Genomic DNA, 15,204 nt, shown 5'->3' with positions numbered 1-15,204 from the left:
TGCTCTAGAATTCGATGCCCTTCTGGCCCTTGATGCCGGCGCGGAACGGATGCTTGATCAGTGTCATCTCGGTAACCAGATCGGCCATCTCGATCAGCTCGGGCTTGGCGTTGCGGCCAGTGATGACCACGTGCTTGTCGGCGGGCTTCTCGTCGCGCAGGAAGGTCAGGACTTCATTGAGATCGAGATAGTCGTAACGCAGCACGATGTTCAGCTCGTCGAGCAGCACCAGCCGATGACGATCATCGCGGATCATCTCCTTGGCGCGCTCCCAGCCCGCGGTCGCCGCGGCGATGTCACGCTCACGGTCCTGGGTAATCCAGGTGAAGCCCTCGCCCATGATGTGCAGCGTGACCAGATCGGGAAAGGTCTTCAGCAGACGCGCTTCGCCCGTGTCCCATTCCGGCGACTTGGTGAACTGGACGATGCCGACGGGATAACCATGACCGATATGGCGGAACACCATGCCCAGCGCTGCAGATGTCTTGCCCTTGCCGGTGCCGGTATGGACGATCAACAGGCCTTTCTCGCCGACCTTGGTCGCCATGATCTTGTCCTTCGCCGCCTTATGCTTGGCGGCCTTGATCTTGTGGCGGGCATTTTCTTCATCGTCGTGGACAGCTTCGGTCATGCGATTTCCTTTGCGATCTCTGTGTGTGCCTGCGGCAGAAGTTCGGCGATCAGATCGGCGGCGCGGTTGGAACGCGGCGTCCACAAGCCCCGACGAATGGCTTCGGCAAAGCGTGCCGCCGTCTCGCGCAACGCCGCCGGATTGGCGGACGTCATGAAGCCGCGAACCTCGTCGTCTTCCAGATAGGACGCAAACAGCTGATCGAAATGATGATTGGCGACGGCATCGGTCGATGCCGCGAAACCGAACAGATAGTCCACCGTCGCCGCGATCTCGAATGCGCCTTTGTAGCCATGACGCATCACGCCGGCGATCCATTTCGGATTGGCGCCGCGGCCGCGCACCACACGCGAAATCTCATGTGCCAGCGGCCGGGCAATCGGCGCTTCGGGCCGCGACGTGTCGATATGTGCGATGCGTGGGGGTGAACCGCGCAGCGTCTGCACGGTCGCTGCGAGACCCCCGATAAACTGGTAATAGTCGTCGGAATCCAGAATGTCGTGCTCGCGGTTATCCTGCGCCTGCGCGACGAGATCGATGCCCCTCAGCCGTTCGGCGAATTCACCGCGCGCATCCTCGCCGTCGGTTCCGCTGCCATAGGCATAGCCGCCCCAATCAAGATAGACCTCGGAAATATCGGCGCGATTATTCCAGCAACCCTCGTCCATCAGCGCCTGCAAGCCCGCGCCGTAAGCGCCGGGCTTGGAACCGAACACACGGCGCGTCGCCTGCCGGCGCGCAATCTCGCAGGTCATGCCGCCGGCTTCGAGCGTGCGAGCCCGCGCGCGGACATTCGCGGCAATTGGATTGGCCTCGTCTGGTTCGTCGAGTTCAGCCACGGCACTCACAGCCGAGCCGATGATGTCCATCTGGGTCGGGAACGCATCGCGGAACAGGCCGGAGACACGAAAGGTCACATCGACGCGCGGGCGCTTCAGTTCGGACAGCGGCGTGATCGCAAAGCCGGTGACGCGGCCCGAGGTTTCCTCCCAGAGCGGCCGTGCGCCAATCAGCGCCAGCGCCTGCGCGACATCATCACCGCCGGTGCGCATATTCGCAGTGCCCCAGGCCGACAGCGCGATCGCGCGCGGCCATTCGCCGGCTTCCTGCCAATAACTTTCGACCAGTCGTTCGGCTGCGAGCTGTCCGATGCGCCAAGCGGACGGCGTCGGCACCGCGCGGACATCGACCGCAAAGAAATTACGTCCGGTCGGTAGCACATCAGGACGCCCGCGGGTCGGCGCGCCGGAGGGGCCTGGGCGAATGAACTGGCCATCGAGACCGCTGAGAAACGCAGCCATCTCCGCATCGCCGCTAGCATCAATCGCCGGCCGCAATTTCGCATTGATCCAGTCAAGCACCGCGGCGGAGCGCGTCCAGGCGGGATCGCAAGGCAGTTTGCCGGAGACGAGTTGCAGCGCCAGTCCTTCGATCCGTTCGACGGTGTCACCAGTGGTGCGCCACATCGCTTCGTCAACATCGGCAAGAACATCAGGGCGCGGACCGAGATAATCATCGGCCATCTCGCGGGTGAGCGGATCGAACGCGCCAAGACCGAGATCGACAGCCAAAGCACGATGCAGCGACGCATCCTGCGGCTTGATCTCCGAACGCGGCAGGCGCGCGATGGACACCAGGAGATCATTGCGCTGCGCATCCTCAGGCACGCGCCCGAAGATGTGCAGCCCGTCACGGATCTGCATCTCCTTGAGATCGCAGAGATGCGCATCGAGCGCGCGCAATGCCTCACCCGTCGGTGTGTCACGGGTGACATTGACGTCGGCATCGATCTGCTGCGCGCGGGCGAGCGACAGGATGTCCTCGGCGATCACAGCGGCGCGCTTGGGATCGAGATCGGTCGCCATGGCATATTCGTCGACCAGATTCTCCAGCCGCGCCAGATCGTCGTGCAGCTCAGCCCGCGTCATCGGCGGCGTCAGGTGATCGATGATCACGGCGGAGGCACGGCGTTTGGCCTGAATGCCCTCGCCGGGATCGTTGACGATGAATGGATAGAGATGTGGCAGCGGACCGAGCACGGCATCGGGCAGGCAATCCGCCGACAGTCCGGCGCTCTTACCCGGCAGCCATTCGAGATTGCCGTGCTTGCCGAGATGCACCACGGCATGGAGGTCGAAGTCGTGGCGCAGCCAGAGATAGAATGCGAGATAGTGATGCGGCGGCACCAGATCCGGATCGTGATAGGTGCTCTTAGGATCGATATTGTAACCGCGCGCCGGCTGCACGCCGACAGTGATATTGCCGAAATGATGCAGGCCGAGGCGGAAGGCGCCATCGACGACATGCGGATCGTGCTCGGCGCTCCCCCAGCGTGCTTCGATGGCGGTCCGCACGTTCGTTGGAAGCGTTGCAAAGGCCGCGTGATAATCGGCCAGCGACCATGTCATGCCACCGTCTCGCTCCGCGCGACCGGCAAGCGCATTGGTCGGCCCCTGCTGCAATAGCTGCATCATCGCGGCTGTCGTGCCGGGCGCATCGCCAGTGACGTATCCGGCGTTGCCCATGGCTGCGATCACATCGATGAGGCTCTGCGGCGTATCGAGGCCGACGCCATTGGCGAGACGACCGTCACGATTGGGATAGTTCGCGAGGATCAGCGCGACACGGCGCTCGCTCGCGGAGGTTCGGCGCAGGCGGACCCAGGCGCGCGCCAGATCAGCGGTCGCATCGATGCGATTCTGCACCGGCTGCAATGTAGTCGGCGCGAAGCCACCATCGCTGGCGCCGCGTTCCTTGAAGGCGATGGCATTGGCGAAGATACGGCCATCGACTTCAGGCAGCACTACATGCATCGCCAGATCGCGCGGCGTGAGACCCCGGGTCGAGGCTTCCCAGCTGGCGCGCGAGATGCCGGCCTGTGCGACCTGCAGGATCGGACAGCCTGATGCCGACAACACGCCGGCATCGTCATGCGCGGTCGCTGTGGCGAAGGCCGTCGCGTTGATGATGATATCCGGCGGATAGGCTCCGAGCGCGGCACGCAGGAAAGCGGCGGAGCGCTCGTCTTTCAGGCTGGTTACATAGAGGCAGACGGCATTGAGACCGCGTGCGCTCAAAGACAGACGCAACGCATCGATCGCGACGGTATCCCCACCAGCGACCAGCGCGCGATAGAAGATCACGATGGCGTTGGGCCGATCATCCGGTGTCGGTTCACCCGGCCAGAATCCGGCTGAGGGCATCGGCCGTGCCGCAGGTGGCTCCTCACCATAGCCGATCAAATGCGCGGCATAGCGCAAGGCCAGCTGCGCGTTATCGACACCACCCTCGCTGCAATAGCGCCACAGCGCGTGGGTGTCATCGCTGCTGATCGTGCCACGCGCGGCCAACTCGGCATTCCAGTCCATCTCGCCCGGCAAACAGGCGAATTTGGCGCCGCGGCTCAGCGCGTCGCTGCGCAGGCTTTCGACGCCATGCGGCCAATAGCTGATGCCGCCGAGCATGCGCAGCACGACGATCTTCGCCTTGGCCAGCGTGCGCTCGACATAGAGATCGACCGACGCAGGATGGCCGAGCGCCAGCATGTTGGTGAACCGCACGCTGGGGAAATCGCCCGGCAGCGTCGCATGCGCCGCATTGAATGCCGCCAGGTCGCTGTCAGCCGCCGACAGCACGACGATATCGGCAGTGTCCTGCCCGAGATCGCGGGCGACGTCGCCGTCGTCAATGCTGCCGGAGGTATCGAGCTTCAGATGCATACGGGTGAACCTGCGTTACCCGGCGAGTGCCCTTCGCACCGCATCGCCGTCGAATCCCTTAAGGCCGATCACAACGAGGTGCTCGGCCTGCGCCACATCCGGCCGCGCGAAAGCGAGCTCGACGCGGGCACCGACGGCCTGCACCACGATCGGCGCGGGCTTGTCGGCGATGCGCGCATGACCCTTCACACGCAGCACGCCGTCCAGACAGAGCGCGTCACTGATGCGTGCCCGCATCGCGTCGATGCTGGTGGCGGCGGCGGGTTTGACGACGATGCTGTCGAAATCATCATGGTCGTGTTCTTCCTCCTCGCCATGGTGACCGGCGCGGGCGGCCACGTCGTCCTCGGCGGCGGCGTTGAGGCCGATCAGCACCGATGGCGCGAGATCGCCCTTGGAGCGCACGATATTCACGCCCGGGCGCAACACGGCTTTGAGCTTGGCTTCGATCTCGGCAAGTTTCTCCGGAGCGACCAGGTCGCTCTTCGAGAGCACCACGAGATCTGCGCAGGCAAGCTGATCCTCAAACACTTCCTCGATCGGATCGTCGTGCTCGATGCCTTCGTCCCTGGCGCGTTGCTCGGCGACAGCATCTTCGTCCAGCGTGACGCGGCCCTCAGAAAGCGCCAGCGCATCGACGACAGTGACGACGCCATCGACAGTGGCGCGGGTCTTCACCGCCGGCCATGCAAAGGCCTTCAGCAGCGGTTGCGGCAGCGCGAGCCCCGATGTCTCGATGACAATGGCATCGAGAGGCCGTTCGCGCGACAGCAGCTTGTCCATGGTCGGCACGAAGTCATCGGCCACGGTGCAGCAGATGCAGCCATTGGTGAGCTCGACGATATCGCCGGGCGCGCAGGCTTTCGCCGCGCATTCCTCAACGAGACCGCCATCGAAACCGGCATCGCCGAATTCATTGACGATCACGGCGATGCGACGGCCATCGGCCTGGGTCAGCAGCGAGCGCAGCAGTGTGGTCTTGCCGGCGCCGAGAAATCCGGTGAGCACAGTGACGGGAACGCGGGGCATTCAATTCTCCTGGGAACGCTTGAGCCAGAGCGGAAGCCCGGCCGCGATGAAAGCGACATTCGGCACGGCGGCCGCGATGATCTGGTTGAGCCGGCCCTGTGCATCACGAAAGGCACGGCCGAGCGGGGTCTCCGGCACGAGACCGAGCCCGACTTCGTTGGACACGAAGACAATCGGATAGCGCGAGACGTCGAGGAAGCGCACCAGACGCTTCGCTTCGATCTCCGGATCACGCTCGGCTAACATCAGGTTCGACAACCATAGTGTCAGGCAATCCACCAGCACGACGCGCCCCACCGTGGCCTCGCGCGTCAGGGCATCGACCAGCGTCAGCGGTTCTTCCACGGTGATCCAGCCTTCGCCGCGCTGCCTGCGATGCTGCGCGATGCGGACGTGCATTTCGTCATCGCCGGTCGTTGCGGTGGCCAGGTAGACCTTCGTCAAGCCGATGCCATCGACCAGCCCTTCGGCGAAAGACGACTTGCCCGAGCGCGCACCACCCAGCACCAGTGTTGTTGTAGCGGCGGTCATTTCGGCGCACGCCCGTCTTCGGGCGACCAACGCAATGGCGGCACGCGCGCAACCATGCCCTTGCGCAACACCTCGGCGCGCTCCCGCCAAGGTACGAGGCCGTAGTCGGATTTTTGATAGGACTCGACGAAGGACACCAGCGCCGCGCTGCCGCTGCCACTCTGCAGATCACCGAACAGGAACGTGTAGCCATCCGGGCTCGTCACCGCGACCGTTGCCGGCCGCTTGCAGACGCTGAGGCATTGCACGGGACGCACCATCACGGCAGCATCGCCATCGCCGAGCGCGGCCTTCACGGCATCGAACATCTCAGGGCCTACGATCGTGCCGGTATCGGCGGCTTTGCAGCTGATGCACACGCTCACGACAACGGGGCCAGCCGGTACAGGTCGCGGCGGTTCGACCGAAATTTGTTCGCCAGAGATGTCGGCGTTGTCGTGATCCATTACATGCTCAGTTCATGCCCTCGCGGGCCTACGAGCTTTGTTGGATCGCGCCGACAGCATGGCCGTCGGTTCGCTCCCGTCCGGTGCACCCCGCCCCGACGACGCCTCCAAAGCACAGTTCGTGATGGCAGGTCTCCTGGCTCGCGAGTCAAAGCCTGCAGCCGCCTTCCCGGGAATTCCCAGTGGCACCAGCGCGGGCTCGTCGCTTACAGTTGCGGGGGCAGCGCCGGCCTCAAACCGGCTTCCCTATTCACCTTCCACGCGGAAGGACCATCGCAAAAGACGCTATCTGCCGGGTGCGCCGGGGTCAACCGCGCCGGCAAGCGACCGCCCCGACCTGTTGACCTTGCAGGCCGTCTTGCGTCAGTTAGGCCGCGAAAAGGAACCCTATGTCCGCCCATTCTCAGTCCTTGTGGCAACCACCCGCCATTGCGCCCGTCGATCCGCAGATCGCGGCAGGCATCCGTGCCGTCATCGACGGCAAGGCCAAGCCGCCGGGATCGCTCGGACGAATCGAGGACTTGGCGCTTCAGCTCGGCATGATCCGGCATCCGGGCGAACCGCGCGGCGACAATGCCGTGCTGCTGGTGTTCGCAGGGGATCACGGGCTCGTCGCCGAGGGCGTGTCGCAATATCCGTCGGCGGTGACCGTTGCGATGGTGATGACCTATCTGGCCGGCCGCGCGACAGCCAATGCTTTCGCCGCGGCCAATAATATCGGTGTGCGCGTGATCGACATCGGCGTTGCGGCCGAACTGCCGGTTCATCCGAAGCTGATCGACGCCAAGGTGCGCATGGGGACGGCCAATGCCGCGCATGAGCCGGCGATGACTTCAGCGCAGGCGGTTGATGCGCTGATGCGCGGCTACCGAATCGCCGTTGGCGAGATCAAGGCCGGCGCAGACATCATCGCGCTTGGCGAGATGGGCATCGGCAACACCGCCTCCTCGGCATTGGTGGTTCATCGGCTCGCGCCGGCACCACTGGATGATTGTATCGGCGTTGGTGCCGGGCAGGACGACGCGGGTATGGCGCGCAAGCGCGCGGCGATCACGAAAGCGGCTGCACGCAGCGACGCAACTGTGCCGCTGGATGTGCTCGCCGAATTCGGCGGGCTCGAAATTGCGGGCATGGCCGGCGCCGTGCTCGGTGCGGCATCGCAGCGACGCCCGGTCATCATCGACGGTTTCATCTCGACCGCTGCCGCGCTGCTCGCCGTTCGGCTTTGCCCGGCGGCACGCGACTATTGCGTGTTCGCACATCGCTCTGCCGAGCGCGGCCATGACATCGTACTCAACGCACTCGACGCCAAACCGCTGCTCGATCTCGGCTTGCGCCTCGGTGAAGGCACCGGCGCACTGCTGGCGGTGCCGCTGGTCCGCGCCGCCGCGCGCATGCTGACCGACGTCGCCAGCCTCGATGACGTGCTGGCTGGAAAGATCTAGATGGCGCTGGATCCGCATCTGCTCAATGCGATCCGCTTTCTGACCGTGCTGCCGACGCCGCACTCGGCCAACGCGCCGGAGCCGGACTGGCTGGCGCGGGCGATAAAATACTTTCCGCTTGTCGGCGCCGGCATCGGCGCAGCATCCGCGCTTGTATTCCTGATCGCGAGCGAATTCTGGTCGCCGCTGATCGCGGCACTGCTGGCGGTGACGACCAGCATCGCGATCACCGGCGCCCTGCACGAAGACGGTCTCGCCGATACCGTCGACAGTTTCGGCGGCGGCTGGAGCATCGAGAAGCGCCTTGCCATCATGAAGGACAGCCGCATCGGCACCTATGGCGCACTGGCCCTTGGCATCGGCGTTGCATTGCGGGTCGCAGCCATGGCCGCACTGCCAATCTGGTTAGGTGCTGCGGCGCTGATCGCAGCGCATGCAGCGGCACGTGCCGTACCGGGCTTCGTGATCAATCGCCTGCCCTATAGCGGCGATACCGCAGCGATGAAGGTTTCCTATGCAGAAACACCTGTGCGGTCGCACGAACTCACTCTTGCGCTGACAATCGCCGCACTTGCAGCGATCCCGCTGGCGTTCTTCACCATTGCATCCGTTGCGGTCGGCTTGCTGCTCGGTGCAACATTCGCAGCCCTGCTCACGCGCTGGTCGCGCCGTTTGCTCGGCGGCTACACCGGCGACGTCCTCGGCGCTATCGAGCAATTGTTCGAGATCGGTTTCCTGCTCGGCGTCGCCGCCGCGATCAGATAGGCCACACCAGCGGCAGTTGATACGGCACGCCCTCGAAGGCATCCGCGCCGCGGCCGATGCGTGCGATGGCTTCAACCATGCGGCCGTCGCGACCGAGCTGTTCGTCGGCCAACTGCACCATCAATTTGTTCGGCGTCACATAGGCCGAACGTTTGCGGAGCTCCTCTGCTATCGCAGTCTCGTAGCCGGGATTGCGATCACAGGCGATGGCATAAGCCGCAGCGCTGGAACGGCTGATTCCGGCCCAGCAGTGAACCAGCATCGGGCGCTCGACAGTACTGCCGCGGCCAAAATCCAGAATGGCACGCATCGTTCCGGCATCGGGCGCAATCAGCTCCGGCGTCTGCTCAACGATATCGTGAAATGCCAGTTGCAGATGGCGTTCAGGCGCGAGCCCGCTCCAGTCAAGCGCTGGCGCGCCGGGCGACAGCAGCGTGAGCAAATCGAAGGACTTCAACGACACCGCTACGTTCACAACGCCGCTGAGAGAACTGACATGGATCATCAGAACGTCGCGCCTGCCTTCACAAGGTAAGTCCGCCCCGGCAGCGGATAGGCATTGAACCTTCCCGGGGTGAATGTGCTGGCCACCGCGTAATCGTAATATTGCGCGTCGAACAGATTATTGACACTCAGCGACCAGAAGACATTCTGATACTCGCCGCTCAACTTGAGGTCCACCGTCGCATTCGCCGGGATCAATGGCTGAGCATTGCCCTGATCGTTGTCCATGCGGCGACTGCTCCAGTAGCGCACGGTCGCATCGATCACCGCATATTTCTCCCAGACGTTCCAGGTGACGCCGGCATTGGCAGTGAAGCGTGATACCAATGGCACATCATTGCCCGCGAAGGTGCCTTCTCGGAACACAGCGCGCGTCAGCGCCAAGCCACCGCGCAACAGAACCGTGTCGCTGGCCTGCAGCGAAGCGCTGGTCTCCGAGCCGTAGCGACGGGTCGGATCGAGATTTCTGTTGTAGAAATTCACCGGATCGAACTGGATTTCATTATCCAGATCCATTCCGTAGATGCTCGACTGAGCCTTGAACGCTCCTGCCGAGATACGGAAGCCAGCCTCGACATCCCTGGAGGTCTGGGTCTTCAGCGAAAATGTACCAGGGATCGGGTTGAAGTTGGCGTCGAATGACGGCCCCGACGCCACGCGTTCATCCACATTCGGTGTGCGGAAAGCGCTGGCGGCGCGGCCGAACACGGCAAAGACGTCGTTCAAGCGATGCTCAAGCCCGATATGCAGCGCATGTTGGGTCTCGTTGCTGTCGAGCGGCAGCGCCTGCGTATCGAAGGCGCCCGGCGCGTTTGGATCGAACCGGTCCCGCGCATTCACGCTGGTGCGCTGGATGCGGCCGCCATAGGACAGATCCGTGCTTGGCAGAAGACCGACGGTCTGCTGCCAATAGGCCGCGAGCGTCTGCTGTGACAGATCATAGACATGGGTCGGAGCGACGCCGCGCAACTGGCTGCGGCTGGAATGATAGGTCGCATCGTAATAATCGATGCCGGTCAGGATATCCGACGGCAGCCCGAACAGCGCATTCTTGATGCTTAACCGCGGCGTCAGCGACCAGGTCTGAAGATTGGTGTCCACATAGCTGGCGTTGAAGCTCGATAGCGGAAGGCTTCCGAAGAAGCCGGCCTGCTGATCCTTGTTGCGAAGACCGCCATCGACGATCAGTTCTGCGCCGCTCCACAATGTTTTCGTGAAGCCGGCCGTGACATTTGCGCCCTGCTTGTCGGCAAAATCCAGCGGCGTGCTCGCCCCCCTGCGATTGGTCAGCAGTTGATTGAGGCCAATGGATGGATCCACCGTCCGCGCACCGGGCAGACCGAGATGCTGGTCGTCGCCGGATAAATTCAGGTAAGCGCTGAAATCAGGCGCGGTATAGCGGATATCACCGACGCCGGTGATCTGGTTCAGCTTGTTGTTATCGCGATAGCCATCGGACGTGATGCCGCTGCCATAGAACGACGATGACCATGGCCCGGAACTGGCCGCCGCCGAGATTGAGCCGAGGCGCTGATTGAACGAACCACCACCGCCCTCGACGCGCATCGCGAAAGGCTTGGCCGAGCCAGCCTTGGTGACGATATTGATGACACCGCCGACAGAATTGTCGCCATAGAGCACAGCGCCGCTGTTTCCTTTGGTGATCTCGATGCGCGCAATGGAATCCTTGGGAATCGACGACAGATCGACGCCGGCGAGGTCGATATCGTTGAGCCTGCGGCCGTTAATGAGCACCAGCGTGTTGGCTGTCGCAAAGGCACCGAAGCCGCGCAGATCGACCGACGTGCCGGCACCATTCACGCCACCATAAAGGCTTTGAACCTGCACGCCGGGCGTCTGCGCGATGATCTCCTGGATTGTCTGAGCTGGCGAACGCGCGATGTCTTCCGCCGTGACGACCGATGTGGCCGTCCCGGAAATGCCGTTCGGGAGCCTGCTGGCGGTGACGCTGATCGTATCAAGCTGAACACTCTGCTGTGCAGTTGCCGATGTGATGCCGACGACCATCAGAGGAACAATGCCGGCAGACAAGAGATAGGCGCGATCACGCCTTGTGAAGGCTATAGCGGGTGCAACGATAGCGGATGACATGGTTCGGCCTCGGTTCGACGTTGTGGCACGTCACAGCGAACCAAGTCTCATTGCGGAGCTCGCGCCCTGCCAATGAAGCCAATGTCTGTACTCCCCGACCGACATCCTCGCGTGTGACCACGTATGACGGCAGGTCTCCTGGCTCGCGGGTCGATATCTTTCATCGCCTTCCCAGGACCGAGTTTCCCAGTGGCATGTGACGAAAGACTCACCGCTTACAGTTGCGGGGGCAGCCGCGGCATAGGGCAGTCCATCGAGAAGAACCTGCCCGCACCGCATTCCCTTTTGATCCCCTTTCGGGAAACCGTCCTCCCGATCTAGGACGGCGCTGCTCTGGAAGTCAATAATGCAGCGACCGACTGGAATCCGAATTGAGGAGCGGTATATGGCCCCTACGCGTTCTGTCCGTCGAGCAGTCGCACCGCCTCGAACAGCGTCGCCGCACCCACCGCCAGTTGCCCGGGTTCGGACCATTCTTCGGGGCAATGGCTCTTGCCGTCCCTGGACGGAATGAACAGCATGGCGCTCGGCCCGATATGCGACATGAACGCGGCGTCGTGACCTGCGCCGGAGGCCAGCGTCGTGGTGGAGTAGCCGAGCTTGGCGGCGCTGCGACCGAGGATATCGCGCAGGTGATCATCGCAAGGTGACGGCGGATTCTGCGAGATCAGGGCAAAGCGTTCGCGATCGACTTTCGCACGCCTGGCGATGGCCAGACTCTCGCGATCGAGCAGTGCCACGAATTCATCGACCAGCGCGGCCTTCTCCGCACGGATATCGAGGATCAGGCGCGCGCCGCCGGGAACGACGTTGGCGGCATTCGGGCTGATCTCGAGGATCCCCGTGGTGGCGACGAAGTGACCCTGCTTGCGCGCCGCAAACGCATTGGCCTGCTGGGCGACCAGCAGCACGAGTTCGGCGGCGGGGAGGCTCGCGTCCTTACGATATTCCATCAGCGTCGAGCCGGCGTGATCTGCGGCGCCCTTCAGCACGATCTCGACGCGGGTGATGCCGGCGATGCCGGTGACGAGACCGAGATCGAGCTTCTTGCTTTCCAGCACGACGCCCTGCTCGATATGCAATTCGAGATAGCCGGCGAATTTTGGTTTCTGCATCGACGCAATCGCTGCGGGATCACCGCCGATGCGCTTGATGGCATCGGCCAGCGTCTCGCCGGACGCATTGGTGTAGGTCAGCATCTTCGCATCGAGCTCGCCGACCATGGCGCGGCTGCCGACACAGGAGAGCCCGTATTCGCTGGGTTCCTCGGCGAGAAAGTCCACGATCTCGATGGGGTGCCGGGGCTTGTAGCCGGACGCCTGCAGCGCACGCACCGCTTCCAGCGCCGTGAGGATGCCGGAGATACCGTCGAAGCGGCCGCCGGACGGCACCGTATCGGAATGCGAGCCGAGCATGATCGGCGGCAGGCCCGCGACGCTGCCTTCCAGCCGCGCGATCACATTGGCGGCAGCATCCATGCGCACCGTCATGCCGGCCGCGAGATACTGCTCGCGCAGCCAGGCGCGGCCGTCGAGAAAGCGCTGCGAGAACGATCGCCGCGTCCATGGCTTGTCGGGATCGGTGATGGCGGCGAGCGCCATATGGTCGTCCCAGAGGCGGTTCTGATCGATGGGCGGCTTTGTCTCGGTCGGCATGATCGGCATGAGGCTCATGAGTTGGCGGCACTGGCGCCGGCGCGATTATTGTTGAACACTTTGGCCATCGTGAAGCAAGACGATGGACATCGCGAAGCAAGAAACGATCAGGGAGAAAATCGTGACCAGCAAGACCAAGATCGCATGGGTGACCGGCGGCGGCACCGGAATCGGCAAGGCGGGCGCGCAGGCGCTGCTGGCGGACGGCTGGACGGTGGTCATTTCCGGCCGCCGGGCCGATGTGCTGAAGGGCGTCGCCGATGAACTCGGCGCCGGCGGCAAGCCGGTGGAAGCAATGGCGCTGGATGTCAGCAATGCCGACGACGTCAACAAGGTGGCGCAGGCCATCCTCGCCAAATACGGCCGGATCGATCTCCTGGTGAACGGCGCCGGCATCAATGTGCCGAAGCGCAGCTGGGAAGACGTCACCCAGGACGGCTGGGACCAGATCGTCGACATCAATCTCAACGGCGTGATGTATTGCATGCGCGCGGTGCTGCCGGCGATGCGGGCACAGAAGGACGGCTGCATCATCAATGTCGCCTCATGGGCCGGGCGCATCGTGTCGAAGATGACGGGGCCGGCCTATACGGCCACCAAACATGCCGTGCTGGCGCTGACGCATTCGTTCAACATGGATGAAGGCGTCAACGGCCTGCGCGCCTGCTGCCTGTCGCCGGGGGAAGTCGCGACCGACATCATGAAGAATCGTCCGGTGCCGCCCAGCGCCGAGGTGATGGCGCGGATGCTGCAGCCGGACGATCTCGGCAAGACCATCGCCTTCATCGCCGGCATGCCGCCGCATGTCTGCATCAACGAGGTGCTGATCGCTCCAACGTGGAACCGGAGCTTTCACAATATGTGATGGGCTCGGATACCGATGGCGCCCGGCTGGAACGAACACACATCGTCATGGCCGGGCGGCGCGTTAAAGTCCCCTCACCTTCACGGCGTGATAGCGACCTTCAGCACGCCATCGCGCTGGTGCGCAAACAGATCGTAGGCTTTTTCGATATCGTCCAGTTTGTAGTGATGCGTGACCAGCGACGTCAGGTCGGCGCGGCCGGAGGCAACGACGTTCATCAGCCGTCGCATCCGCTCCTTGCCACCGGGGCACAGGCTGGTGACAATCGTGTTGTCGCCGAGGCCCGCCGAAAAGGCGCTCAGGGGAATCTGCAGATCCGTCGAATAGACGCCAAGGCTGCTCAGGGTGCCGCCCGGCCGCAGCGCGCGCAGTGCCGATTCGAAGGTGCCTTGCGTACCCAAGGCTTCGATGGCCACATCGACGCCGCGGCCGTCGGTCAGGTCCATGATCTGCTTGACCGGATCCCCCTTCTTGAAGTCGACGACCATATCAGCGCCGAGCCGTTTGGCGACCTCGATGCGCGCGGGCACCGTATCGACACCGATGATCGTGGTCGCACCCATCAGCTTCGCGCCGGCGATGGCGCAGAGTCCAATCGGCCCCAGAGCGAACACCACCACCGTGTCGCCGATCCTGATGCCGCCGCGCTCGGCGCCGGCAAATCCCGTCGACATGATGTCCGGACACATCAGCACCTGCTCATCCGTCAACGCGTCGGGCACCGGACTGAGATTGACCATGGCATCGGGTACGAGCACATACTCGGCCTGCGCACCATCGATCGTATTGCCGAACCGCCAGCCGCCGCTGGCCTTGAAGCCGTGCTTCGTTACAGCGCCATCCTGCGATGAGCAGCCGCAGAGACATGCGTAACTGTGGCCGCTCGGCGTGATGGCGCCGGCAATGACGCGCTGGCCCTCGCGATAGCCGGTGACGGCGCTGCCGAGCTTCTCAATGATACCAACCGGTTCGTGTCCGATGGTCAGCCCTTTCGCTACCGGATATTCACCCTTGAGGATATGCACATCGGTGCCGCAGATCGTGGTGGTCGTGATGCGCATCAACGCATCGAGCGGGCCGACATCGGGGATCGGCTTGTCCTCCAGGACGATACGACCCGGTTCGACAAATATCGCTGCCTTCATCTTCGGCATCATCTGCTCCTGCTGGCGATGGTGCGTCGAGCGACGCCATAAGCCAATCATCTGCGCATTTTGCGGTGACCGGATTGAGGTGGATCAAGTGGCGATGCCTTTTGAAGGTCTCTGAAGTGGCGGACATATAGCCGCATGTCTGCGTTGCTCTTGATTCAATTTGTCAAACAGCCACTACCCTTCAGACGTGCGTCATCGCCCCTGTTATTTGCGGCGCGGGGGCGCCCGTCGTCTCCTGCATTCCCGCCCCTTGCGAGAGGGCGTGCGGAACGCCGGGTGCCCGGTGCACCCCTGGGCCTGATGCCGATGCGGTCGTCCGCAAGTTGGCGCATCAGGACTTTCGGAAAG

The 15,204-nt window shown here is 63.4% G+C and carries 12 protein-coding genes and 2 riboswitches; of the genes, 3 read left to right on the top strand and 9 right to left on the bottom strand.

Annotated features, from left to right (window positions below; translation table 11 throughout):
* Positions 1-4 precede the first annotated feature (4 nt).
* The 5 genes from cobO to AC1RLZ_RS08265 are packed head-to-tail and all read right to left on the bottom strand — an operon-like array spanning position 5 to position 6,356.
* Complete coding sequence (gene cobO, locus AC1RLZ_RS08285) at positions 5-631, bottom strand: cob(I)yrinic acid a,c-diamide adenosyltransferase (protein ID WP_493188257.1); 627 nt, start codon at positions 629-631, stop codon at positions 5-7.
* Positions 628-4,350, bottom strand: a complete 3,723-nt coding sequence (cobN, locus tag AC1RLZ_RS08280) for a cobaltochelatase subunit CobN (protein ID WP_493188256.1) — start codon at positions 4,348-4,350, stop codon at positions 628-630. The genes cobO and cobN overlap by 4 nt, the downstream gene beginning before the upstream one ends.
* A 15-nt stretch (positions 4,351-4,365) precedes the next feature.
* Complete coding sequence (gene cobW, locus AC1RLZ_RS08275) at positions 4,366-5,379, bottom strand: cobalamin biosynthesis protein CobW (RefSeq protein WP_493188255.1); 1,014 nt, start codon at positions 5,377-5,379, stop codon at positions 4,366-4,368.
* Positions 5,380-5,910, bottom strand: coding sequence for a bifunctional adenosylcobinamide kinase/adenosylcobinamide-phosphate guanylyltransferase (cobU, locus tag AC1RLZ_RS08270; RefSeq protein ID WP_493188254.1), 531 nt, complete (start codon positions 5,908-5,910; stop codon positions 5,380-5,382). It abuts the gene before it with no gap.
* Positions 5,907-6,356 carry a DUF1636 family protein gene (locus tag AC1RLZ_RS08265; RefSeq protein WP_493188253.1) on the bottom strand — a complete coding sequence of 150 codons (450 nt, stop codon included), beginning with the start codon at positions 6,354-6,356 and terminating at the stop codon, positions 5,907-5,909. The genes cobU and AC1RLZ_RS08265 overlap by 4 nt, the downstream gene beginning before the upstream one ends.
* A gap of 109 nt (positions 6,357-6,465) precedes the next feature.
* A riboswitch (cobalamin riboswitch) is annotated at positions 6,466-6,646 on the bottom strand.
* A 99-nt stretch (positions 6,647-6,745) separates the two neighbouring features.
* Between AC1RLZ_RS08265 and cobT the strand changes: the two genes are divergently transcribed.
* Both cobT and cobS read left to right on the top strand, forming a co-directional pair.
* Complete coding sequence (cobT, locus tag AC1RLZ_RS08260) at positions 6,746-7,801, top strand: nicotinate-nucleotide--dimethylbenzimidazole phosphoribosyltransferase (RefSeq protein WP_493188252.1); 1,056 nt, start codon at positions 6,746-6,748, stop codon at positions 7,799-7,801.
* The gene (gene cobS, locus AC1RLZ_RS08255) at positions 7,802-8,566 is read left to right on the top strand and encodes an adenosylcobinamide-GDP ribazoletransferase (protein ID WP_493188251.1); all 765 of its coding nucleotides are present in this window, start codon (positions 7,802-7,804) and stop codon (positions 8,564-8,566) included. It begins immediately after the preceding gene.
* Here the strand turns inward: cobS and AC1RLZ_RS08250 are convergent.
* The 3 genes from AC1RLZ_RS08250 to ertE form a co-directional block, all read right to left on the bottom strand.
* Positions 8,559-9,071 (bottom strand): tyrosine phosphatase family protein, encoded by a 513-nt coding sequence (locus AC1RLZ_RS08250; RefSeq protein WP_493188250.1) that lies wholly within the window; start codon positions 9,069-9,071, stop codon positions 8,559-8,561. The genes cobS and AC1RLZ_RS08250 overlap by 8 nt on opposite strands.
* Complete coding sequence (locus AC1RLZ_RS08245) at positions 9,071-11,098, bottom strand: TonB-dependent receptor (RefSeq protein ID WP_493188393.1); 2,028 nt, start codon at positions 11,096-11,098, stop codon at positions 9,071-9,073. Before AC1RLZ_RS08245 ends, AC1RLZ_RS08250 begins: the two co-directional genes overlap by 1 nt.
* 195 nt (positions 11,099-11,293) lie before the next feature.
* Positions 11,294-11,506, bottom strand: a riboswitch (cobalamin riboswitch).
* 68 nt (positions 11,507-11,574) lie between these two features.
* Positions 11,575-12,846, bottom strand: a complete 1,272-nt coding sequence (gene ertE / locus AC1RLZ_RS08240) for an N-carbamyl-l-glutamate amidohydrolase ErtE (RefSeq protein WP_493188249.1) — start codon at positions 12,844-12,846, stop codon at positions 11,575-11,577.
* Between the two features lie 112 nt (positions 12,847-12,958).
* Here ertE and AC1RLZ_RS08235 point away from each other — a divergent pair, with 112 nt between their 5' ends.
* Complete coding sequence (locus AC1RLZ_RS08235) at positions 12,959-13,702, top strand: SDR family oxidoreductase (protein WP_493188248.1); 744 nt, start codon at positions 12,959-12,961, stop codon at positions 13,700-13,702.
* Between the two features lie 80 nt (positions 13,703-13,782).
* Here AC1RLZ_RS08235 and AC1RLZ_RS08230 read toward each other — a convergent pair whose 3' ends face one another.
* Positions 13,783-14,856 (bottom strand): NAD(P)-dependent alcohol dehydrogenase, encoded by a 1,074-nt coding sequence (locus AC1RLZ_RS08230; RefSeq protein WP_493188247.1) that lies wholly within the window; start codon positions 14,854-14,856, stop codon positions 13,783-13,785.
* Between the last annotated feature and the right edge of the window lie 348 nt (positions 14,857-15,204).

This window comes from Tardiphaga sp. GW822-FHT04G09, from assembly GCF_058800725.1.
This window is presented reverse-complemented; position numbering and strand designations above follow the sequence as displayed.